The organism is Enhygromyxa salina (genome assembly GCF_000737335.2).
In the GTDB taxonomy this organism is placed as follows: Bacteria; Myxococcota_A; Polyangia; order Nannocystales; family Nannocystaceae; genus Plesiocystis; species Plesiocystis salina_C.
In genome coordinates, this window is sequence record NZ_JMCC02000053.1 from 1 (window position 1) to 22,132 (window position 22,132).

Consider the following 22,132-nt stretch of genomic DNA (forward strand, 5'->3'; position numbering starts at 1 on the left):
TGAACCAGTCTACGAAAGCGTCCGCAAGCGGGCGAGAAGCCCTCGCCCGAGCTGAAAGCAGGTGTCACTTTGGGTTGAGCGAGAGCGTGCCCTCGTCGTTCGCGGCGATCGTTGCGAGCACCGGGGCGACGAACTCGGCGATCTCGAGTTCGGCCGCCGACCCCTCGACGTCGGTGTACGCGAGGTTGAACGAGCGACTCTGCGTGAACGTGCGCGCTTGCTCGTTGCGGGCGGTCAACACCAGCACAAACCGGGTCCCGTCGGGCATCTGCATGGGGTAGCGCGCCTCGGTTCGGGTCAGGGCGACCCCCTGCACCCGCGCCGCGTGCTCACCGAGCAGCTGGAGCCACGCCGCGTGCCCGCGCGGGGCTGCGTCCGCGCCCGCGCCCAGCTCGATGCTGCGGTCGCGCTCGCGCCACGGGCGTGTCCGCGGCGGGGGACGCAGCCGCTCGAGCTCCCAGCCGTGGGTGTTCACGTATGCGTGGTGGAGCCCGAGGCAGGCCTCGGCGAGCTCGCACTTGGCCTCGTGCAAGCAGTTGAATTGCGGCAGTGGCCGCCCGGGTCGGACGCCCTCGAACGCGTCGGCCGAGCTGTTGTCGAGCGCGTCACCAAGCTCGCCGAGCAGGCAGGCGGGGACGTGCTTGACGATGACGTGCACCCCCGCCTCGCGGCACTGCGCGACCGCCCGCGCGACGGCGGGGATCAGCCGGGCCACGTCCACGATCAGCCCGCGGGCCTCGGGCCCGTCATCGTCCGGCAGGTAGCTCCACAGCGCGATCCGCTGGGCCCCCTCGGCGATCGCCAGCGAGATGACTCGCGGCAGCGCCTCGAGGTTTTTGGTCGTGACGACGACGTCGACCCGCACCGACACATCGTGCTTGGCCAGCCGACTCATGCAGGTCTTCACGTCGGCGAACTCGCCCGCACGCCCGGTCAGCCCGTCGTGCAGGGCGGGCGTGTCCCCGTGCAGCCCGACGCTGAATTCGTTCACGCCAGCCATCACGACCGCGCGGACCTGGGCGGCCTCGGTCAAGCGGCGGGCGCTGGTGTCGAGGCGAATCTGCGCGAAGCCACCAGCCTGGGCAGCCATCACGAAGTCGAACCCATGTTGCTCGAGCTGCGCGCCGTCGCCAACGAAGATCACCCGCGCATAGGTGGGCGCCTGCGCGTGGGCCTGCGCGAACGCGACAAACCGCGACAGCTCGACGGCGGCCGCCCGCCCGCGGGCGCGCGGCCGGCCGGGCAGGGGGCCCTCGGCGTCGATCGTGACGAGTAGATCCTTGGACATGCCGCGACTCAGAGCGTGGAGTAGTAGCCGGTCTTGTCATACACCAAGCGACCGTCGGGCCCGGTGTGATAGTCGATGCCAACGTCGAACAGCAGGTGCTCGAAGCGCCCCCGCTCGCGCTCGACGAACGCCTGCACCTCTGCTGGGTACGCGAACCGGCGAAAGAACCACAGCAGCTGATCCACCGTGATCCCCGAGTAGTAGATCGCGTCGGCGAAGCGCTTCTTGGCCACGCAGATCTTCTGGCACTCGAACAGCTCGGGGATCACGATCTCGGCCAGCTGCGTCCGCGTGAAGTCGACGTACAAGCTGCGCTGCACTTGATGCAGGATCGCGTCGATCTCGAGCTTGGGCCGGTGAAACCGGTAGGTGTTGCGCAGCTCGCAGGCGCCCTCGCGGACCGCGTAGGAGTGGCCGCCCTGGCCCTCGTGAAACTGAAGGTAGACGTTGAGCTCGTCGACCCGGGCGCGCGCGAGCGAGGCGGCGCTCAGATCAAAGCTGTACATGAAGTAGCGGATCGCATCGGGCACGTGCACCGCGATGTCCAGCGAACCAACCAGCGCCTCGCGCAGCGCGGCCGCGGTGATCTGGGTGTCCTCGCGCTGGGGGTCATAGAAGTACAGCTCCCACGAGAGCTCGCCGCCAAACCACTTGACGCCAAACACGGTCATGTCGCGCCCGGCGGCCCGCTGGATCGCGTGAAAGATCGCGTCGTCGCGGCGGGGCAGGCCCGCGACCTCGAGGCTGTGCCACAGCAAGCTCTCACCGCGCAGCTTGTCGGCGGGATCGCAGCGCGGCTCGTAGATCTCGAGGCAGTAGTCGAAGAAGCGATCGCCGGGCGTGCTCGGGATCAGCAGCGTTCGTTCGTCGGTCATGGCTGGCGGCCTGCGCGGTAGGCACGGGAGCTGGCGGCGCACGATAACACGCGCGCGTGGCTGTTTTCAGCTCGGGCGAGGGCTTCTCGCCCGCTTGCGGACGCTTTCGTAGACTGGTTCACCGAGGGCAGCGAACTGCTCGGCTTCGATCAGCCAGGGTAGTCTTGCGAACCGTGGCCGCGCGCAGCCCCATGCTTCGAGCCTTGTCGTCCGCCCAGCCGGATGTCCCCGAACAGCTGCTTGCCTTCGACGAGCAGGTCCGTGCGGGCGCGGCCGCGCCGAGCTTCGAGGAGTACTCGGCGCGGCTCGGCGCGGGCGCCTCGGTGTGGCGGCAAACCTGCTACTTCGATGTCGCTAGTGACCCCCGCTTGATTCCGGTCGCCAACGATCGCTTCGAGCGGATCGCGGGTGCGCTCGGTGTGCCGATCCCCGGCCCGATGCTGAAGCTGCTGCGCAGCGGCGGCGTGGCCGGGCCCGAGGTGCTGCAGATCGTGCTGGGCATCGACGCTGGCAGCGAGCGCCCGCGCTTGAAGTACTACCTGATCTTTCGCGACGACTCGGCGAGCTGCGTCGAGCGCCTGCGCGCCGCCCTCGACGTGCCAGCGTTGCCGAGCGCGCTGCGACCGGGGTCGGTCTACATCTTGGGCTTGGACTTCACGCCCGAGCGGCTGACGGACTTCAAGATCTACGTGCGCCTGGATCCGCGCCGCGTGCCTGCGGTGATCCGCAACCTCGCGGCCTTCGAGGCGCTGTGGCGAGGCAGCCGCTACCTCGTGTTTCAGCGCTGCCTGCTCAGCGGCGGGCGCCAGGTCTACTTTCACGGGTCGTCTTCGGCGGTGCTCGAGACCTGGCTGCGTGGCTGGGCGGCGCGCGACCCCGCGGTCCAACGCTTCTGCGCCCAGGTCGAGGTGATGAACGAAGCGCTGCGCGGACAGGGGGTCGCGCCGCTGCGGCCATGGATAGCCTCGCTGCCCCACGCCAACGGCCAGCTGCTGCCCAGCCCCGCCAACGTCTACTTTCACTTCACCCACGAGGGGTGAGCGCACCGGCCTCCGCGGCCTGATAGCATCGGTGCATGCTTCGCATCCGGCCGGAACAACTGCTCTCGCTTCAGCAGCCGCGCATCGACGCGTACCTCGAAAAGATCTTGCCGGTGCTCGAGGAGAAATTCCCGGATCCCTACGAGAACCAGGGCGGCGATGAAGGTGTGACCGCGATCGTGCACAATGCCCTGTCGATCGCCCAGCACAACGGGCTCGAGCGAGAGGGCGACGTGACCGCGCTCGCTTCGCTCATGCTGGTGTTTGGCGGCGATCTGCTCGACCAACCGGACAACGGCTGGATGCGAGAGACGCTTCGCAGCACCTCGATCGCCAACGAGGACAAGATGACGATGATCCTCGAGCGCATGGCGGCTACCTAGCCAATACCCCGTGCGCTTGCGTCCGTACCAAGTCGAGGCCGTCGAGGCCGTCATCGCGGCGCGGCGACGTGGCGTGCGTCGGATGCTGGTGTCGCTGCCGACCGGCGCGGGCAAGACGGTGATCTTCTCGGAGCTCATTCGCCGCGCCAAGCGTGACGTGCTGGTGCTGGCCCACCGCGAGGAGCTGCTGGCCCAGGCCCGGGACAAGATCGAGGCGGCGCTGCGGCGTGGCGGGGACGATCGTCGGGTCCAGATCGAGCGTGGCGAGTCGCGGGCCAGCGCCAGCGCGCGCGTGCTGGTGGCCTCGATTCGCTCGCTGCACGAGGCGCGCATCGGCCGGGTGCTGGCCGGCCGCGAGCTTGGGCTGGTCATCTACGACGAGTGTCATCACGCGGTCGCCGACGCCAACCGGGCGGTGCTCGAGCGGATCGGCGCCTTCGAAGCGGACTGGCGCGGGACGCTGGTCGGCTTCACGGCGACCACCCGCCGCGCCGATGGTCGCGCGCTCGGCGAGGTGTTCGAGGAGATCGTCGCCGAGCGCACCGTCGAGCAGATGATCACCGACGGCTACCTGCGACCGCTGCGGGGGCTGCGGATCGAGACCAAGGTCTCGCTCGAGGGCGTCGCGGCCGTGGGCGAGGACTTCGACGAGCAGGCGCTCGAGCAGGCCGTCGACATCGAGACCCGCAATCAGCTGGTCGCGCGCAGCATCACCGAGCTGTGTCGGGATCGTCGAACCATCGCCTTTTGTGCAGGCGTTCGCCACGCGGAGCACCTGTGCGGCGCGCTCAATCGCATGGGCGTGCGCGCGGCGATCGTGCACGGCGAGATGCCCAAGCCGGCCCGCGAGCGCACGCTCGCGGGATTTCGAGACGGACAATTTCAGGTCATCACAAATGTCGGTGTGTTGACCGAGGGCTTTGATGATCCGGGCGTCAGCGCGGTCGCCATGGTCCGGCCGCTGCGCTCGGAGTCGCTGTATTTGCAATGTGTGGGTCGCGGCATGCGGCTCGACCCGAGCGCGCGCGACTGCCTGGTGCTGGACTTCGTCGATCTGTCCTCGCTCGAGATCATCACCACGGCCACGCTCGCCGCCGGCAAGCAGCCGACCCCGCCCGAGCGCGAGGCCGCGGGCGAGCGCCCGGCCTACCTGCCGGCCCCCGAGGACGACCGCGACGAGGCGCCCGCGACCCTCGAAGAGATCACCCAGAGGCTACGTGAATTCGACCCGCTGACGATGGTCCAGAGTGACGAGGCCGCCGCGATCTCGGTCAACGCGTGGCTGTCGCTGGGCGCCCGCGGCATGATGCTGCACTTTTTGGATCATCACGCGCAGCTGTGTCACTTCGAGCTGCGCCCCGCGTCCCGCAGCGGCGTCGAGATCTGGCGCGACGATCGACGGATCACCCGCTGCAGCAGCATGTCCGCCGCGATCGAGGCCGTCGACTACGAGCTGCCCAAGCACGGTGACCCCAGCAGCGCGCGGGCCGACGCGGCGTGGCGAAGGCACCCGATCACCGCGCCGCTGAAGCGGGCGCTGGCCGAGCTTCGGCCGCCACGGCGCGCGCAGACTGTCGGGGACGCGATCGCCCACCTGGCCCTGGATCTTGGCCTGCGCCCGGCCGCGAACCGGCCTCCTAAACCTCTTCGGGCACGGTGACCGGCTCGAGCACCCAGATGTCCCACTCGCCGGCGCGCCAGCTCGCGTAGCGGACCGCGTTGCGTGCACGAAAGTCAAAGGGGTCGATCGTCAGTCGCTTGTAGGGATCACACAGCGTCACGCCCGAGAACGGCTGCGCCAAATTCTTGGGCAGGTAGCGCTCGCTGAACAAGAACAGCTCGTCGCCGTAGACCAGCTCGGTCCCGACGTTGCGGTCGTTGACGATCCACGGGATCCAGCGGCTGGGCTTGCCACCCTTGTACAGATAGATCTTCTGGGCGCCCGCGGTCTCGGGCAGCGCGAGCGAGTAGCCGGCCATGCTCTTGCCAGCCAGGGTGTTGCCCGTGGCCTCGAACACGACCTCGGAGCCGGCGTGGACCGCCCCCTTGCCGCCGGTCAGCTTGAACTTGATCGCGTGATCGGGGTTGCTGGAGATGGTTGGATACCACCACTTCATGCTGCTGACCGGATCGGCGATATACGCGACCTCGGTGGGGGGCCGGTCCGCCCATTTGTTGCCAACGTAGCGGAGCCGAAAGGTCTGACCGTACTGCAACGGCTTGGCGGTCTCGAGCAGCTTCTTGCGGTTCTCGTCGAAGTGAGCGAGCCCGGTCGCGACTTTGCGCCGTTCGGTCTCTTCCTCGCCCTCGCTCATCAGCGCGCCATCAAAGGTTGGCGCGTTGGCGACACGATCGCCGAGCTTCCACGTGTCCTCTGGGATCGCCAGCCACTTGAGCACGGTCGAGATCACCGATGTGTGATCCAAGGGGACGGCCGTTGGCGAGCGAAAGATCGTCTGAGGCTTGATGTACTTGGAGATCAGCAGGGTCGGGACCCGGACCCCGAAGTTGTCGAATCCGTAGCCGAATTCCTCGCTCAACGGGGGCTTCTTCTCTTTAGGCTTCTTGTAGCCCGGGGGCAGGTTGCCCGCGCGGTCCGGTGGGGTCGCCGCCCACGGCGGAAAGTGATCGTAGGTGCCGCCATTTTCGTCGAAGGTGATGATCAGCAAGGTCGTGTCGGCCTTGGGCCCGTTGATCACGGCGTCGTAGATCTCCTTGACGAAGAACTCGCCGCAGAACATGTCCTGGACCGGGTGAAACTCGTTGCCGACCGCACGATCCAGGGGCGAGACGGCGTCCCACTTCTTGCCGCCGCCCCAGGTTGGCTCGATATAGGAGACGCGGGGCAGGGTGCCGCCCTTGGCGTCGGCGTAGAACTCATCGAGGGACGTGACCTTGGGGTCGTCCTTGAATTGCGGAAACATGTTCATGAAGTAGTAGTGGTTTTTCCACTCTTTCCATGTTTCTTGGTAGCGAAGCGCGGGCGGGTAGGGGACGGAGTAGTAGTATTTCCAGTCGTGCCCGTTGTCGTTGAGAACGTCGAACAGCGAGCGGCGAAACGGGATGCCGTTGGCGTCGTCGCCGTCGGGCATCTTGTCGGAGGCGTAGCCGTACTTGATCGCCGGGCGCCAGTCGTTCTTGCAGATGCCCGCCGCGTGGCCGCAGGCCCAGAACGCGCGGTTGGTGTTGGTCTGGCTGGGGACCGAGCAAAACCATAGATCCGAGACGGCGTAGTTGCGCGCCAGCCCGCTCATGACCGGGAGCTGCTCGGGCGTATACATCTCCATGATCTCGTCGACCATCGCGTTGGTCAGGATCGTGTCGGCCTCCCCGCGGTGGTGACGAATGCCGTCACAGAAATTCTGGGCCCAGCCGTCCATGGGTGGCTTTTTATAGGCGTCGCCGCTCTTGACGGCGGCCTCGCGCTTGGCCTTGTCCTCCATGTCGTGCGGGTTGGTGATCGCCGCGCCGTACATGTCCTGGAAGATGTGGATGAAGTCCTCGTGGGGATTGGTCGTGGGAATGTTGGAGGCCCGCGCCCCTTTGCGCATCTTGGCCACGCCCTTGATGTTGTGCGGCACGTCGACCTTGGTGAGCTTGGTCAAGCCGTACTTGGTCTTCTTGGTCTCCTTGGTCGTGTAGTTGTAGTCGTAGGGGCAGCTCGGGCTCATGCCCTCGAGGCCCTCGAACAGGCGCAGGCTCTGGTGCTGACCCTTGGCTTCAGAGGGGGGCGGGTAGCTGTGCTGGGGCTTGGTCGCGCCCTCGTAGAGGAAGCCCATGAAGTGGTCGAAGCCGCGGTTCTCGAGCATCAGACACACGACATGCTCGATCAGGTGACCGTTCATGTAGAAGGGCGGCGGCTCGGAGATCAGCACATACTCGATCGGCGCGTCCGCGCTGCCCGGTGGCACGGCCGCGTTGGCGAGGTCCAGATCATTGCGCAGCTTCTTACCGCTGTCGTAGTGCGCGGCGGGAAAGGTCCAATTGTCGGGTCGGCGCACGGGGATCCACACCCCGGTTGGCAGGCAAAAGCCGACGCGCTGGGTGTCCTTGGCTTGTTCGGGATCGGCAAGGAATACCGTGGGCGAACCCGCGGCCGTGTCCTTGTCCCACGCAATGTAGCGCTTGTCCTTGGCGTCGGGGAATTGCGGCGTCGCGCCCTTGCAGCGAAACGGGATCCGCACGCCGGCCTCGCCGTCGCCGTCGTCGACCACGCTGCCGTCTGCTTGAATCGTGGCTGCGACCTTCTCCGGCCCGCCGTCGAGCAGCAGCTCGATCTTGGTGCCGGCTGGAAACGGCCGGCGCTTGCCCGGACCCGACTGGGCCTCGAGATCCTCGTAGCCGTCGGTGGCGCCGTCGGCCTCGACGAGCAGCGCGAGGTGGAGACGCCGCGGCTCGCGGGGCGCAAACGTGAGGGTGACCGTTTGATCCACGCCAGGATCCATGTTGACCCCCGACTGTGACGCGCTCGCTTCGGTGAACTCCTCGGGGGGGCGGACCTTGGCGTCGAGCTTGACCACGATCCGCTCGGCGAATTTGGTTGTCAGGCTGGTCATCCACCGCTTGCCGTCATAGCTGACCGGGCGGGTGAATTGCTCACCACCCAGGCTGAAGGTCACGCTGCCGCCCTGGGCCGCGTGCCACTCGTCGTTGTCCGACGCGAGCACGACCGTGAGCTTGGCGGGCTTGGCCATCTTGCACTGCGCGATGCTGCTGAGCTGGATCGGCTCGGCGTTGTCCTCTTCGAGGGCCTTGTGGATCTGCGCCAGCGCTTCTTTGCGGGTCTGGGCGTCTTGCTCGACGGGCCTGGACTCGCCCTTGCCGAGCTTGGCCGGCGGATGCTCCCACCACTCGCCGACGACCGGGGGCGCGGGCGCGACCAGGGGCACCAGCGCCAGCAGCATCGCGATTCGCATCTCCTCCGAGCTGTGGCTCGTCACGCCGCCGAGCTGGTCCGCGCCTGGCTTGGCGCCCAGGCTCATGATCAGCCGGGCAAATTGGATCACGAAGGCGCCACAGTTGTAGCCGTCATCTTGGCGGACGACGGCGGCCTCGTTGGCGATGACGAAGCCGCGCGACAAGAACCCGCGCGCCTGCAGCTTGGTGACCATCATCGCGGCCGCGCCCGTGTTGGCCGGCTGCAGCGAGTCGTAGTGGACGAACTCGCAGTGGGCCGAGTCGGCGCCCTTGTAGAAAGCGAGCAAGCTCCAGTGGGTGTCGCCCGTGTTGACGGGAAACAGGATCACTGTCGCGCCGCGGGTGAGCGCGGGCGCGGTGTCCAACACTGGCTTGGGGTTGTCGCCCCCGGCCCAGCCGATCGCCGCGCCCAGGCCCGCGTCGAAGGCGTCGTCGCCCCCTTCCATCCCGGCCTTGACCAGCGCCGGGCGAATCCACAGCACATTGTGGTGCAGATCAGTCAGCGCCGGGCCGGAGGCGGTGCACTCTTCGACGCCGTAGTTGATGAGCGCGTCCGTTAACCAGCTGTGGTCGGTGCACAAGACATCGAGGTCGGCGCGGCTGAGTACCTGACTCTTGCCGGGCGCGAGATCGGTACCTCGAATGTCGGCATCACTGGCGGCGATCGTCGTGAAACGCATCTGCGAGGCTTGGCGATCATCGTGGTGGCGGGCAGACTATCACGGGGACGCCCAATATTGGGGCCGCTCGAGGCCTCTCGCATGCTATGGTCGAGCGCGCGAGGCCGCCCTCAACATGCTCGATACCCTGCAGTTCGAGGGCCCGTTCGCCCGCTTTACCCTCCGCGCGTGGGGGACCGAAGCACGCGAGCAGCAGCAGGGGTACGAGCCCGGCCACCGGCCCGGCCCGCAGCGCGTTCGATGTGACGACGAGCACGACGCGCTGGCGCTGCTGCGCGGGGCGACCGAGCCCGACATGCTGCGGCGACTACGTGCATTCTTGGTCGAGCAAGGCGCGGACCCAGGCTCGCTGGCTGGCGATCCGCTCAACCTGCTGGGCGTGGTCGCGCGTCGGATCGTCAGCGGAGCGCTGGTGCTCGAGCGCGAGCCGGTCGTGCTCATGAGCAGCGAGCCGATCGAGCTCGCCGCGCCCCCTCCCTTCGAGCCGCTCGCCAACGAGATCGTCGAGGTCCCCGGCTTGCACGCCAGGGCCCTGGCCGAGAGCGAGCTGGCCGCGCAGCGCTCCACGCTCGAGTGTCAGGCCATGCAGGCGCAGACTCTAAAGGTCGCCGCGGAAGCGGGCGTGCCGTTTTGCGAGGTCTGTGCCGGGGCCCACGCGCCCAAGCTCGCGGGCGAGTCGACCGGGCCGGATCTAGCGACCCAGGCCAAACAGGCGAAGACCCTCGAGCAGGCTGCGGACTCGGGCGTGCCGTTTTGCGAGGCCTGTGCGAACTGCGAGGGCCCACCAAACCCGGGCGCGCCCGTGGCCAGCAAGACCGAGCCGCTCGCGACCGGGCTCGGGCGGCAGGCGAGTCAGGCCAAGACTCTGGCGGCCGCGTCCAGCAAGGGCACGCCCTTTTGTGAACACTGCACCTGCTGAGAACCCCAGGCCAACACCTCATGTCCTCGCCTCCAGACTTGTCCCGCCTGTCCGCGCACCTGACCGCCAACGGCATCGATCTCTACGCGGTCCTCGATGGGGCCCGTGACGAAGCCATTCACGCGTTGACCAAGGACGTGGGGTTGCCGTGGATGTACTTCGAAGATGGAATCGTCGAGGCCAGCTATCAGATCTGTGCCCCGCGCGTGATCGGGCTGGGCCGCAAGCCCTCGGCCGCGCTCGAGCGCTTGTTGCAAGCGGGCTGGGGGCGGGACTGGGGCATCTTCGTCCACGCCACGGTCGACTTTGGCCAGCTGCGCCGACACCTGCGCACGCTGTCGCACGCGAAGCTACCCAGCGGTCGCATCGCACAGTTTCGATTCTATGATCCGCGCGTGCTTCGTGCGTATCTACCAACCTGCTTCGCCGCCGAGCTCGCGCAGGTGTTCGGGCCGATCACGCAATTCACGATGGCGGGCGCGGACCCAAGCTCCGCGTGGGCCTACCGCCTCGAAGACGGAGCGCTGTGTGTGGACGAGCTTGGCCTCGTCCAACAAGACGCAACGCTTGCCGAAGCGCCAGAGCGCCAATCCGTTTGAAGTCACGACCTCAGGCCGATCTGGGCCGCTCGCAGCATGCCGGTCCGCGCAAAACTGAGTAGACTGCCGGCGCATGCAAGGCGATCGCCAGCGCCAGATCACGCGCACCCACTGGCTGGGCGTCGGCGGCAACGCGCTGCTGGCCGTGCTCAAGCTGGGCGTTGGCGGGCTCGCAGGCTCACGGGCGCTGATCGCCGATGGCGTGCACTCGAGCAGCGACGTGGCCATGAACCTCGGCGCGTGGCTCGGCTGGCGCTGGTCTGCGAAGCCGCGCGACCGCGATCACCACTACGGCCACGGCAACGGCGAGGCGCTGACCGCCGTCGGGATCGGGCTGATCGTCGTCGCGGCCGGGGTGGGGCTTGGGTGGATGGCCCTGCGCGGGCGCAGCAGCGTCGGTCCAGATGCACTCGGCGTCGCGGCGGTGAGCGTCGAGCTGCTGAGCATGGTGCTCAAGTTTGGTCTCGCGCGGGTGACCGCCTCGCGCGGGCGCGAGCTCGACAGCCCGATCCTGGTCGCGCTGTCACGCGACAACCTGGCGGACGTGCTGACCAGCGGGCTCGTGTTGTTGGCGATCACCGGCGCGATCTTTGGCCTGCGCTGGCTCGAGCCCCTCGCCGCTGGGGTCGTCGGTGCGGTCATCGTGTGGCACGGATTGATCAGCGCCTACGAGGGGCTGGGCGTGCTCATGGATCGCGCGCCCGATCACGCGCTGACAGCCCAGATCGTCGAGACCGCCGCGGGCGTGCCCGGGGTGTGCAGCGTTGACGACGTGCGCGTGCATCCGCTGGGGACCCATCTGCGCGCGGACCTCGAAGTTGGCATCGACGGCACGATCACGGTCGCGCAGGGCCACGAGATCGCCCACGCGGTCGAGCGGGCGGTCACGCGCACCTGCGCGCGCGTCGAAGAGGTCGCCGTCCACGTCAACCCCGCTTCTCACTCCAACGCCGCCCCTGGCTCCGATCCAAGCGTTCGCGCATGATTTACGCGTCTGCGCACGAGCGCGTCTGTTGAGTCGCTGCGCCTGCGTGCGCCATGCTGCGGGCATGAAGGCCCGCGACATCATGGTCAAAGCGCTGACCGTGACCCCAAACCACTCGGTGCGCGCTCTGGTCGACCTGCTCTTGCAAGAGCGCAGCGACGGCGCGTGTGTGATCCAGGACGATCGCCTGGTCGGCGTGGTCACGACCATGGATCTGGTGTTTCAAGAGAAGCGCGTGCACTTGCCCTCGATCCTCACGATCATGGATTTTGCGATCCCGCTCGAGCCCCCGGGCCGGCTCCGCGAGGAGCTCGATAAGATATCGGGCATTTGCGTGGACGAGATCATGAGCGAAGAGCCGATCGTCGTCGCGCCGACCGTGCCGATGTCCGATGTCGCCACGCTGATGGTCGAGCAGCACTTGACCTTGGTGCCCGTTGTCGAAGCTGGGCGGGTGCTGGGTGTGGTTACCAAAGAAGCGCTGCTGCGGGCGGCGTTCAAGACCAAGAGTTGAGCTGATCTAACAGCCCTCATTCGCAAGGCAACCCGTGAGAACACTCGCGGATCAACCACATGATCAGCACGGGGTCGATACCTGTTCGTGCGGGGTTGATGGGGTTTGTTGATACTCGCGCGCTGCAGCTTGAGACGTGGCGCGGGTTGCGAGACCATCCGGTCGTGAACATGCGACTGACTCTCTCGCGGCTCTCCTTGGCGCTCCCGCTAGCGTTGCTTGCATCCTGCGGGGGTGAGGAGCTCGTTACCGGGGGAGAGACGTCGAGCGAGGGCACCGGCGACGGGGACGGCGATCTTGGCGACGGAGACGGAGACGGCGACGGCGACGGCGATCCTGGAGACGGAGACGGCGACGGAGATGGAGATGGAGACGGAGACGGCGACGGCGACGGAGACGGCGAGCCCCACGAGACCGACTGGAGCCTGTGCACGGTCGAGATCACCTGCGACAAGCCGCTGGTCGACGACCCCAAGCGGTCGTGCGACCTGTTGGTGATGGAGGGCGACGGCTACGTGGCCTACGACGGCGCGGCCGGGATCGAGGTGCGCGGGCGCTCGTCGCAGGGGTGGCCAAAGCACCAGTATGACGTGGAGCTGTGGTCCGCCCCCAACGTCGAGCTCGTCGCACCTGGGGCGTCTTGGAAATACAACGACTCGGGCAGCTCGGGCGGCAACAGCTGGAATCAGCCCCAGTTCAACGACGCTGAGTGGAGCGAAGGTCCGGCCCCGCTTGGATACGGCATCCTTGGGCCGGAGTGGCAAAACGGTTGGGCGGCGTCGGGTCAGGTCGCGAATGAGACGATCATTGGCTACGGGCCCAACGCGGGCAACAAGTACAGGACCTCGTGGTTCCGGCATAGCTTCGAGGTTGCTAGCGTCGCGGCATTGGACCCAACCTATCTGCAGCTTCGCGTCGACGACGGGGCCGTCGTCTATCTCAACGGCACCGAGATCGCGCGGATCAACCTTCCGACCGGCGCGATCGGCAATGACACACTCGCCCTAGATGCCCTCAGCGGCCTCGATGAGGTCGAATTCCGTAAATTTCCAGTCGACAGCGAGCTGTTGGTCGACGGCACGAACGTCATCGCGGTCGAGGTGCACCAGGGCAGCTCCGGGTCCTCGGATCTCGTCATGGACTTGGCGCTCTCGACCAAGCCGCCGGCCAACCCGGTCAATTTCTACGAGTTTGGCGCGGAGGAGGACTGGGTGCTCAATGGCATGTACTTCGACCTCTCCTTGTATCGCAACAAGTTGATGTACGACATGTTCGCGGCGTTTGACCCGGTGCTCAACTACGCCGCGCAAACCCACTACTGCGAGGTCACGCTCAACGACGACTGGGTCGGGATCTATACCCTTGGCGAGAAGGTCAAGCGTGACGATGATCGCATTGACATCCCCGCCGACGACGGGCTCGGCGGTTCGTTCATCTTCAAGAGCGACGTCACCCAGGCCTGGGTGACGACGCACGGCGTTGGCTGGCAGCTGCTGTACCCACAGCTCGACAATATCTCTCCGTCCAGCGAGTCGGCGATCATGAACTACATGGGCGGCTTCTCCGACGCGACCTACGGGAACGGCAGCGTGTGGGACTACGTCGAGATGTCGACGCTCGTCGACTTCGTCCTCGTTCAGGAGTTCACGCGCAACGGCGACGCCTACTCGTCGAGCATCCACATCTACAAGGGGCCGGGTGGCAAGATCAATTTCGTGCCTTGGGACTTCGACATCGGCCTTGGCGGCTCTTGCAGTGGGACCGACTCGTGGATCCAACGGGGCAACGGCCACTGGCTCAACATCATCGCTAGCGATCCGGTCTTTCAGCAGGCGCTCAGCGCCCGCTGGTTTGAGCTGCGTGAGACAGTGCTGTCACAAGAGGCGATCAATGAGCAGCTCGCTGGCTACAGCGAGACGATGACGGCCGAGAAGATCGCCGAGAACTTCGTGCGCTGGCCGATGGACCAGATCATTGGCGGCGACGATTGGGTCCTGACGTTCCGCGAGCAGTGTCCGGTGGGCACGTGGGACGAGGAGCACATGACCGTGCAAGAGTGGATCACGGCGCGTCTGCTGTGGATGGACCTCAACATCGACTCGTTCAACTGAATTCGGATCCGCGCGCGTTCAGGGGCGGCCAATCGGAGTACATCCGCCCTTGGACGGGCCCAGGCGGGCGCAATGGGCCATCTAGTTGGCGGTGTTGTCGCGCCGCATGGACGAACCCTGAGGGCTCTGTCCGGTCGCAAGGTCACTTCCCCGCGAGCATCCATTCGAGGGCGTCACGCAGCCGTTGGTTCGCGTCGGCGCCCTCGATGATCTGGCCGTGCGACATGATCACGCGCGAGAATTCGAGCGCGAGCATGCGCTCGCAGCAACGGCCCGCGGCGGCGCGATCTTTGGTGATGCGCCGCCACAGCTTGCTCTGGGTCGTGCGCTGCCACGCACCGACCATGCGCAGCACCAGCTTGGTCAGCGCCCCTGTGGCCTCGTGCATGTTGAACGCGAGGTCACATAGAACCAGCGTCCCGCTTGGGCGGTGCAGGAACACGAACTCGCTCAGCGCGGGGGCGCCCGCGATCTCGACCACGTCGATCGCATCCGGCCAATGGCCCTGGCCATCCACGAGGTCCACATCAATGCGTAGGTCCGAACGCTTGGCGCGGAGGCCGACCGGGGCGTAGACCTTGGCGTCTGGCCAGCGCGCGCTGGCGGGGCCCATGTGGAGGTGGTGAAAGCAATTGGGCGCGACGAGGTGCCGGACCGGACCGAGCTCGTTGATCTGGGCTGCGAGCGCGTCGTCCATTGCGATTGGCGAGTGAACCCAGAGCCCGTCGGCGAGCCGCACGATCGTCATGCGCGCGGGAAACTGCACCCCGGGCCCGAGAGGCTGGAGCGCGTCCACACACCACAGCTCGTCATCGAGTTGGTTCAGCATGGTAGCGATAGTCAAGTACACCTGACGAGTTTGTCAAGCATGCTTGACTAAAATTGTGGATCAGCGAAAACTGGCAACAGCGTGGCCAGGACCAGCAAAAAACGCGGTAAGCCGAGCGAGCCCGATCCAGCGTTCGTCGAGCGGCTCGAGCGGGCCAAGGCCGCGAGCGTGGCCCAGCTGCTGTTCAAGTGCGCGCGCCTTCTCAATGAGCAGGCGCTCGCGCGGCTCGATCAGCCCCCGGGCGCGCCGCGGATCCGACCGGCCCACACCAGCGTGTTTCCCCACCTGGATCTCGCCGGCACCCGCTTGACGGAGCTGGCCCGGCGGTTGGGCATCAGCAAGCAGGCGGTCGGGCAGCTCGTCGACGAGCTCGAGCAGATGCAGGTGCTCGAGCGCGTGCCCGACCCCAGCGATGGGCGGGCCAAGCTGATTCGCTTCGCCAAACATTCCGGTGCGTCGCTGCTCGATGGTCTGGCGCACCTCGGCAGGTTCGAGGATGAGCTTGGCGAGGAGATCGGGGCGCAGCGGATGGCCGCCCTGCACGACGGGCTCGGTGCATTGTTGGCGGCGCTCGAGGGCCGCGGGCCTTCGTAGGCGTTGGCGAGCTCGTGGGTCCCGCAGCATGCGGCGCGGTAGCTCGCGGCTGTCCCTGGGGCGGTGGGCAGTCCGCGAAGGTTGGCGGCCCCGTGGGCCCATGTGCGGTCTCGCTCCTCTCATCGTGCCCGTTGGGCAGCGTCGAGTGGCTCACCCGCAGCCCGGCGCGCGGCGCCTGGAAGTCCTTCATGCCTTCGCGCAGACAGTCAAAAACCCAGCTCGCCGATGAGGACGAAGTCCCGCCCAATGGTCAAACCGGCGCGCAAATCTTGGCTGGGGTGCCAGAGTCGTTTCATACCTCCCTCCACTGAAACTTCGCGACTTCGGGAATTGAGGTCGTTGGTGGCCAGGTGGTGAATCCCAACTACTGCTGTTCCCAGTCTGTGTTTGGTAGGGCTGGAGGCATTGGTTTGGCCGATTTGCTCGGCGTGCTCGAGGAGCTCGGGAGCGAGCGAGCGAGCGATCGCTAGCCCAGGTGCGAGGCCAGACCCGGCCCGCCGGTAGGCGCGGCAAGGCTCGCAGTGTGCGAACGATGTCGTCACCGGAGCAACACGATGTCCGCTGACCAAGAACACGAAGGTCATCCCCACGACGCGATCGCAGGCGTGCCAGTCCGGCTCGAGGCCGCGGAGCTGCGCGAGCTCTCGCGCCTGCAACCCGCCCGCGCGCTGCTGGCCACGGCGCTCGAGTGGCTGGGAATCGCGGCGGCGGTGGCCTTGGTCTCGTGGCGACCCGGGGTCGTGGTCTACCTGCTCGCGGTCGTGTTCATTGGCGCCCGGCAGCACGCGCTCACGGTCCTCGGTCACGACGCCAGCCACCATCGCTACTTGAACCACAAGCTCGGCAATGATCTGGTCGCCTCGGTGTTCTTGATGTGGCCGATGTTCGTCTCGGTCTGGGGCTTTCGCAGCTTTCACGGGGATCATCACAAGTACCTGGGGGGCGTGCGCGACGGAAACCGGCTGCTGTGGCGGACCCACACCGGCCGCGGGGAGCTGAGGCCCGAGTGGGTCTACCCAAAGACGCGTGGGGAGCTGGTCCGGGAGCTGGCGCGCCGCGCCGCGTTTGCGACCGGCCTGCGCTGGATCGTGCGCGGGTTGATCGGCAGCTTGATGTTGCGCGAGCCTGGGCCATGGCGAGTCGCGCGGCTTGGCTGCTACGCCGCTGCGATCGCGGTGCTGAGCGTGGGCGGCTGGTGGTTGGAGTACGTTGGGTTGTGGCTGGTGCCGATGTGTACCTGGCACGTGACGATTCAGTACATGCGCCTGATCGCCGAGCACAGCGCGGTCCACAGCGACGATCCGGCGTACCAAGCCACGCGCACGACGATCCCGACGCGGCTCGAGGCGCTGCTGATCCTGCCGCGAAACATCGGCTACCACATCGAGCACCACTGGTACCCGAGCGTGCCGTTCTACAAGCTGCCCGCGCTGCACGCCCGGCTCATGCGAGAGCCCGGGTTTCGTCGCAACGCGGACATCTCGACCTCGATCCTGCGGTCGATGATCCTCGTCACCAAGCGATGATGCCGATCGCGGTGACCACGCGTGACCGCGCGGGCCAGACGATCAAACGCACACTGCGGTTGAGCGATCGTTGCCACGGTTCACGGGGATCGCGTATCTCGGCGCGAGCGCGATCCGGGAACGCGGTAGATCGCCAGTCGAGCCCGATCGAGCGCCAACGAGAGCCGTGATCTCGCGCTGTTGTCGGGGCCCGCGGCCAAGAGTAGGGTGCGCGCCACGAGCTCCCCATGCGTTTTGACAATGTCTCGATCTGCAGCGTCGCGCACGTTGACGCGCCGGACCGGGTGACCTCGGCCGAGCTCGAGCGGCGCCTCGCGGGCACGATGAAGCGGCTGCACGTACCCCCCGGGTTGCTCGAGGGGCTCACGGGGATCACGGCCCGACGCATGTGGCCCGAGGGCACGCAGCCCTCTGACGCGGCGACCCTCGCGGGCAGGCGGGCGCTCGCGGCCGCCCACGTGGATCCGCAGCGGGTCGGCATCCTGATCAACACCTCGGTGTGCCGTGACTACGTCGAGCCTTCGACCGCGTGCTTGGTCCACGCCAAGCTCGGGCTTTCGCCCGCCTGCATCAACTTCGACGTGGGCAACGCGTGCTTGGGGTTCCTCAATGGCATGGAGATCGTCGGCAACATGATCGAGCGCGGCCAGCTCGACTACGGGCTGGTGGTCGACGGCGAGAGCAGCCGCTATGTGGTGGATCAGACCATCGCGCGCCTAACTGGCGAGGCCACCGATCAGCCCAGCTTTTGGGCCAACTTCGCCACGCTCACGCTCGGCTCGGCTGGCGTGGCGATGGTCTTGACCCGCGCTGATCTGGCGCCGAGCGGGCATCGCTTCTTGGGCGGCGTGACCGTGGCCGCGACCCAGCACAGCGATCTGTGTCGCGGGCAGATCGATCGGATGGAGACCCACTCGGGCGATCTGCTCAACTCGGGCCTCGAGCTGGCCCAGCAAACTTGGGCGGCGGCGCAGCGCGAGCTGGGCTGGAACCCGGGCGCCCTCGACGAGTACGTGATCCACCAGGTCAGCAAGGTCCACACCGACAAATTTCGCGCGGCCTTCGAGATCGAGCCGCAGCGGCTGCTCGCAACCTACCCCGAGTACGGCAACGTCGGGCCCGCTGGGGTCCCGCTGGTGCTGTCAAAGGCGGCCGAGCTCGGGCGCCTGCACACCGGGGATCGGATCGCGCTGATGGGGATCGGCTCGGGGCTCAACTGCGCGATGGCGGAGGTGGTGTGGTGAGCGTGCGGGTCTCGACGCGGCTGTATCCCTTCGCCGAGCACTGGTTCGAGCTCGAGCCAGGCGTGCGCATGCACTACGTCGACGAGGGTCCACGCGAGGGCCCCGTGGTCTTGATGCTGCACGGCAACCCGACCTGGTCGTTCTACTGGCGCCGGCTGATCAAGGCGCTGTCGCCAACCCACCGGGTCATCGCGCCGGATCACATTGGCTGCGGCAAGTCGGACAAGCCCGACGACGCGCGCTACCCCTACCGGCTCGCCCGGCGGATCGACGACATCGAGCGCTTGGTCGATCACCTCGAGCTCGGTAGCGCGGGCGACCTGACCCTCATGGTCCACGACTGGGGCGGGATGATCGGCATGGGTTGGGCCCACCGCCACCCCGCGTTGGTCTCGCGTCTGGTCCTGCTCAATACGGCGGCGTTCGGGCTGCCTTCGACCAAGCGGATGCCGGCCTCGCTGTGGCTGGCCCGCAACACCGGGCTTGGCACTGTGCTGGTTCGGGGCTTCAACGCGTTCTCGCGCGGGGCGACGCGGTTTTGCGTGACCCGGCGGCCGCTCCCAGCCGAGGTCAGCGAGGGCCTGTGCGCCCCCTACGACAGCTGGGACAACCGCCGCGCGGTGCTTCGCTTCGTGCAAGACATCCCGCTGCAGCCGGGTGATCCAGGCTTCGAGATCATCACGGAGGTCGGCGAGGCGCTCGGGCAATTCGACGATCGGCCGGTCTTGATCTGCTGGGGCGAGCGCGACTTCGTGTTCGACGATCACTTCTTGCGCGAGTGGGAGCGCAAGCTGCCGGGCGCGCAGGTCCACCGCTTCGCCGACTCGGGCCACTATGTGCTCGAGGACGCCGGTGAAGAGATCGAGGGGTTGGTCACCGCGTTCTTGGGTGTCCAGGCAGGAGCGCCAACGTGAGCAGCAGCGCGCCCGCGACCGTCGCGGACATGCTCCCGCGGATGGCCGCGTCGCAGCCAGACGCAACCGCGATCTACTTCCCGACCAAGCGCCGCGACGCCCAGGGCTTGCTCGAGTATCAGCAGGTCTCGTACCGCGAGCTCAACGAGCGCAGCGATCAGATCGCCGCGGGTCTGCACGCGGTCGGCATCGCGCGCGGTGATCGGGCCGCGCTCATGGTCAAGCCCAGCCCCGAGCTGTTCGCGCTGACCTTCGCCATGTTCAAGGCCGGCGTCGTGCCCGTGATGATCGATCCGGGCTTGGGCATTCGCGGCCTCGCAACCTGCCTGGCCAACGCCAAGCCCAGCGCGTTCATTGGGATCCCGCTCGCCCACGCCGCCCGGATCGCGCTGGGGTGGGGCCGCGCGACCGTCAATCGGTGGATCTGGGTGGGTGGTTGGGTTGGCGGTTGGTTCAGCGGCGTGGGCTCGGGTGGGCACACGCTCGCGCAGGTCGAGGCGCTTGGGGCCGCGCGCCTGCGAGCCGGGCAGCCGCTGGGCTCGACCGGGCCCGACGAGATCGCGGCGGTGCTGTTCACCAGCGGCAGCACCGGGCCGGCCAAGGGCGTGGTCTATCGCCATCGCACCTTCAGCGCCCAGGTCGAGTCGATCCGCTCGATGTTTGGGATCGAGCCGGGCGAGATTGATCTGCCCACGTTTCCGCTGTTTGCGTTGTTTGATCCCGCGCTGGGCATGACGACCGTGCTGCCAGACATGGACGCGTCCAAGCCGGCGCGCGTGGATCCGCGGGCGATCATCGAGCCGATTCAGCGCTTTGGCGTGACGACGATGTTTGGCTCGCCCGCGCTGCTCAACACCGTGGGCCGCCACGGCGAGGCCGCGGGCGTGCAGCTGCCCAGCCTGCGCCGGGTGATCGCCGCCGGGGCGCCGCTGCCCGCCCAGACGATCGCGCGCTGGCACACCATGTTGGGGCCGTCAGCGGATCTGTTTCCACCCTACGGCGCGACCGAGTCGCTGCCGGTCGCGTGCATGCCCTGTCGCGAGATCCTCTCCAACACCTGGGCCTGGACCGAGCAGGGCGCGGGCGTGTGCGTGGGCGCGCCGGTTCCGGCGATCGAGGTCAGGATCATCCAGATCACCGACGATCCGATCCCAAGCTGGGACGAGCAGCTGGTCCTGCCCGACGGTGAAGTTGGCGAGATCGCCGTGCGCGGTCCGATGGTGACCGAGGCCTACTTCAACGACGCCGCCAACACCGACAAGGCCAAGATCCGCGAGGGCGAGCGGATCTGGCACCGCATGGGCGACGTGGGCTGGCGCGATGAACACGGGCGGATCTGGTTTTGCGGTCGCAAGACCCACCGCGTGGTCACCAGCGACGGCCAGACCATGTTCACCGTCTCGAGCGAGAAGGTGTTCGACGTGCACCCAGACGTGTATCGCAGCGCGCTGGTTGGACCGCGTCAGGGGCCAACCTTGTGCGTCGAGCTCGAGCCTGGCTGCGCGCGCGCGTGGGACACGATCGTGGGCGAGCTGCGCGAGCTCGCCGCGCGCGAGCAAGCCAACGGGTGTGAACCAGGGCGTGGCCTGGGTGGCGTGAGCCTTGGCCAGATCCAACACTACCTGCGCTACGACGCGCGCGGCGGGTTCCCGGTCGACATTCGCCACAACGCGAAGATCGGGCGCGAGCGACTGCGCGCGTGGGCCCAGGAGCAGCTGCCATGACCGTGCTCGTGACGGGCGCGGGCGGGTTCTTGGGCAAGTCGATTGCGCGGGCGCTGCTCGATCGCAACATTGCGACGCGGAGCCTGTGCCGGGGCGAGTATCCGTGGCTGCGCGAGTGGGGGGTCGACGTCCGCCAGGGTGACATCGCGGATCCGCAAGCGGTGGCCAACGCGGTGCAGGGCTGCGAGGCCGTGTTTCACGTCGCCGCGCGCGTCGACATCTGGGGGCCCTACGCGCAGTTCTACGCGACCAACACCCAGGGCACCCTCAACGTGATCGAGGCTTGCCGCGCCCACGGTGTTGGCAAGCTGATCTACACGAGCACGCCCAGCGTCGTGCACGGCGGCGACGCGGTCTCGGGCGTGGACGAGTCGGCGCCGTACCCCGATCACTTCGAAGCGCACTATCCCGCGACCAAGGCCCTGGCGGAGCAGGCCGTGCTCGCCGCCAATTCGCCAACGCTCTCGACCGTGGCGATCCGGCCGCACCTGGTCTGGGGGCCCGGCGACACCTCAATGATGCCGCGGGTGATCGCCAAGGCCCGGGCCGGGCGGGTGCGGATGATCGGCGCGCCCCAGAAGATCGACACGGTCTACATCGACAACGCCGTTGACGCGCACCTCGCTGCGCTCGACCGGCTCGGTCCCGATGCGGCGCTCGCGGGGCGGGCGTACTTCGTGACCCAAGACGAGCCGCTCGAGGGGCCGGCGTTCATCAATGATCTACTGGGCGCGGCCGGGCTGCCGCCTGTCGAGAAGACGGTCTCGGTTGGCGTGGCGCGGGCGGTGGCGACGATCGTCGAGGGCGTGTGGGGGCTGCTTCGGCTCGAGGCCGAGCCGCCGCTGACCCGGTTCGTGGTCAGTCAGCTCTCGACCGCACATTGGTACGACATTTCCGCCGCGCGGCGGGACCTGGGCTACGCGCCCAAGGTCTCTTACGCCGAGGGCATGGAGCGACTCCGAGCATGGGTGCAAAACTATCCTCTCTAGA

Annotated in this window: 18 protein-coding genes; 14 read left to right on the top strand and 4 right to left on the bottom strand. The window is 67.4% G+C overall.

Going from position 1 to position 22,132, the window contains the following annotated elements:
- Positions 1-64 precede the first annotated feature (64 nt).
- Together DB30_RS20590 and DB30_RS20595 are read right to left on the bottom strand one after the other, a co-directional pair.
- A complete protein-coding gene (locus DB30_RS20590) occupies positions 65-1,288 on the bottom strand; it encodes a hypothetical protein (protein WP_052551596.1) in 1,224 nt (407 codons plus the stop codon).
- A gap of 8 nt (positions 1,289-1,296) precedes the next feature.
- Positions 1,297-2,163 carry a hypothetical protein gene (locus tag DB30_RS20595; protein WP_052551598.1) on the bottom strand — a complete coding sequence of 289 codons (867 nt, stop codon included), beginning with the start codon at positions 2,161-2,163 and terminating at the stop codon, positions 1,297-1,299.
- Between the two features lie 173 nt (positions 2,164-2,336).
- Here DB30_RS20595 and DB30_RS20600 point away from each other — a divergent pair, with 173 nt between their 5' ends.
- The 3 genes from DB30_RS20600 to DB30_RS20610 are packed head-to-tail and all read left to right on the top strand — an operon-like array spanning position 2,337 to position 5,246.
- Positions 2,337-3,203 carry a hypothetical protein gene (locus tag DB30_RS20600; RefSeq protein WP_146659846.1) on the top strand — a complete coding sequence of 289 codons (867 nt, stop codon included), beginning with the start codon at positions 2,337-2,339 and terminating at the stop codon, positions 3,201-3,203.
- 35 nt (positions 3,204-3,238) lie between these two features.
- Positions 3,239-3,586 (top strand): hypothetical protein, encoded by a 348-nt coding sequence (locus DB30_RS20605; protein WP_052551603.1) that lies wholly within the window; start codon positions 3,239-3,241, stop codon positions 3,584-3,586.
- A gap of 10 nt (positions 3,587-3,596) precedes the next feature.
- Positions 3,597-5,246: a DEAD/DEAH box helicase gene (locus DB30_RS20610; RefSeq protein ID WP_052551605.1), complete on the top strand. Its 1,650-nt coding sequence runs from the start codon at positions 3,597-3,599 to the stop codon at positions 5,244-5,246.
- Here the strand turns inward: DB30_RS20610 and DB30_RS20615 are convergent.
- Positions 5,224-9,183, bottom strand: coding sequence for an alkaline phosphatase family protein (locus DB30_RS20615; RefSeq protein ID WP_052551607.1), 3,960 nt, complete (start codon positions 9,181-9,183; stop codon positions 5,224-5,226). The two genes, DB30_RS20610 and DB30_RS20615, sit on opposite strands and share 23 nt — an antisense overlap.
- A gap of 115 nt (positions 9,184-9,298) precedes the next feature.
- Here DB30_RS20615 and DB30_RS20620 point away from each other — a divergent pair, with 115 nt between their 5' ends.
- From DB30_RS20620 to DB30_RS20640, 5 genes are all read left to right on the top strand, one after another.
- Positions 9,299-10,102 (top strand): hypothetical protein, encoded by an 804-nt coding sequence (locus tag DB30_RS20620; protein ID WP_052551609.1) that lies wholly within the window; start codon positions 9,299-9,301, stop codon positions 10,100-10,102.
- Positions 10,103-10,122: 20 nt separating this feature from the next.
- Positions 10,123-10,701, top strand: coding sequence for a DUF4123 domain-containing protein (locus tag DB30_RS20625; RefSeq protein WP_146659848.1), 579 nt, complete (start codon positions 10,123-10,125; stop codon positions 10,699-10,701).
- A 73-nt stretch (positions 10,702-10,774) separates the two neighbouring features.
- Entirely contained in the window at positions 10,775-11,686 is a 912-nt protein-coding gene (locus DB30_RS20630; protein WP_052551613.1) for a cation diffusion facilitator family transporter, read from the top strand.
- A gap of 64 nt (positions 11,687-11,750) precedes the next feature.
- Positions 11,751-12,200, top strand: coding sequence for a CBS domain-containing protein (locus tag DB30_RS20635; RefSeq protein WP_052551615.1), 450 nt, complete (start codon positions 11,751-11,753; stop codon positions 12,198-12,200).
- Between the two features lie 170 nt (positions 12,201-12,370).
- Complete coding sequence (locus tag DB30_RS20640; protein WP_153258375.1) at positions 12,371-14,311, top strand: CotH kinase family protein; 1,941 nt, start codon at positions 12,371-12,373, stop codon at positions 14,309-14,311.
- A 142-nt stretch (positions 14,312-14,453) separates the two neighbouring features.
- Here DB30_RS20640 and DB30_RS20645 read toward each other — a convergent pair whose 3' ends face one another.
- Positions 14,454-15,140: a DUF4336 domain-containing protein gene (locus DB30_RS20645; RefSeq protein WP_052551619.1), complete on the bottom strand. Its 687-nt coding sequence runs from the start codon at positions 15,138-15,140 to the stop codon at positions 14,454-14,456.
- A gap of 81 nt (positions 15,141-15,221) precedes the next feature.
- Here DB30_RS20645 and DB30_RS20650 point away from each other — a divergent pair, with 81 nt between their 5' ends.
- The 6 genes from DB30_RS20650 (at position 15,222) to DB30_RS20675 (ending at position 22,131) form a co-directional block, all read left to right on the top strand.
- The gene (locus tag DB30_RS20650; protein WP_052551621.1) at positions 15,222-15,734 is read left to right on the top strand and encodes a MarR family winged helix-turn-helix transcriptional regulator; all 513 of its coding nucleotides are present in this window, start codon (positions 15,222-15,224) and stop codon (positions 15,732-15,734) included.
- A 554-nt stretch (positions 15,735-16,288) separates the two neighbouring features.
- A complete protein-coding gene (locus DB30_RS20655; RefSeq protein WP_052551623.1) occupies positions 16,289-17,260 on the top strand; it encodes a fatty acid desaturase family protein in 972 nt (323 codons plus the stop codon).
- A 227-nt stretch (positions 17,261-17,487) separates the two neighbouring features.
- Entirely contained in the window at positions 17,488-18,504 is a 1,017-nt protein-coding gene (locus DB30_RS20660) for a 3-oxoacyl-ACP synthase III (protein WP_052551625.1), read from the top strand.
- Positions 18,501-19,418 carry an alpha/beta fold hydrolase gene (locus tag DB30_RS20665; protein ID WP_052551642.1) on the top strand — a complete coding sequence of 306 codons (918 nt, stop codon included), beginning with the start codon at positions 18,501-18,503 and terminating at the stop codon, positions 19,416-19,418. The genes DB30_RS20660 and DB30_RS20665 overlap by 4 nt, the downstream gene beginning before the upstream one ends.
- On the top strand, positions 19,415-21,142 hold the full coding sequence (locus tag DB30_RS20670) for a fatty acid CoA ligase family protein (RefSeq protein WP_240480288.1): 1,728 nt from the start codon (positions 19,415-19,417) through the stop codon (positions 21,140-21,142). Before DB30_RS20665 ends, DB30_RS20670 begins: the two co-directional genes overlap by 4 nt.
- A complete protein-coding gene (locus DB30_RS20675; protein WP_052551627.1) occupies positions 21,139-22,131 on the top strand; it encodes an NAD-dependent epimerase/dehydratase family protein in 993 nt (330 codons plus the stop codon). The genes DB30_RS20670 and DB30_RS20675 overlap by 4 nt, the downstream gene beginning before the upstream one ends.
- The last annotated feature ends 1 nt before the right edge of the window (position 22,132 follow it).

What these genes read in the sequence shown, in the direction of transcription:
- DB30_RS20655 (WP_052551623.1), top strand. Translation starts at nt 16,289, where the DNA reads ATGTCCGCTGACCAAGAACACGAAGGTCATCCCCACGACGCGATCGCA.
- DB30_RS20640 (WP_153258375.1), top strand. Translation starts at nt 12,371, where the DNA reads ATGCGACTGACTCTCTCGCGGCTCTCCTTGGCGCTCCCGCTAGCGTTG.
- DB30_RS20615 (WP_052551607.1), bottom strand. Translation starts at nt 9,183, where the DNA reads ATGCGTTTCACGACGATCGCCGCCAGTGATGCCGACATTCGAGGTACC.
- DB30_RS20635 (WP_052551615.1), top strand. Translation starts at nt 11,751, where the DNA reads ATGAAGGCCCGCGACATCATGGTCAAAGCGCTGACCGTGACCCCAAAC.
- DB30_RS20660 (WP_052551625.1), top strand. Translation starts at nt 17,488, where the DNA reads ATGCGTTTTGACAATGTCTCGATCTGCAGCGTCGCGCACGTTGACGCG.
- DB30_RS20590 (WP_052551596.1), bottom strand. Translation starts at nt 1,288, where the DNA reads ATGTCCAAGGATCTACTCGTCACGATCGACGCCGAGGGCCCCCTGCCC.
- DB30_RS20605 (WP_052551603.1), top strand. Translation starts at nt 3,239, where the DNA reads ATGCTTCGCATCCGGCCGGAACAACTGCTCTCGCTTCAGCAGCCGCGC.
- DB30_RS20630 (WP_052551613.1), top strand. Translation starts at nt 10,775, where the DNA reads ATGCAAGGCGATCGCCAGCGCCAGATCACGCGCACCCACTGGCTGGGC.
- DB30_RS20620 (WP_052551609.1), top strand. Translation starts at nt 9,299, where the DNA reads ATGCTCGATACCCTGCAGTTCGAGGGCCCGTTCGCCCGCTTTACCCTC.
- DB30_RS20645 (WP_052551619.1), bottom strand. Translation starts at nt 15,140, where the DNA reads ATGCTGAACCAACTCGATGACGAGCTGTGGTGTGTGGACGCGCTCCAG.
- DB30_RS20595 (WP_052551598.1), bottom strand. Translation starts at nt 2,163, where the DNA reads ATGACCGACGAACGAACGCTGCTGATCCCGAGCACGCCCGGCGATCGC.
- DB30_RS20675 (WP_052551627.1), top strand. Translation starts at nt 21,139, where the DNA reads ATGACCGTGCTCGTGACGGGCGCGGGCGGGTTCTTGGGCAAGTCGATT.
- DB30_RS20625 (WP_146659848.1), top strand. Translation starts at nt 10,123, where the DNA reads ATGTCCTCGCCTCCAGACTTGTCCCGCCTGTCCGCGCACCTGACCGCC.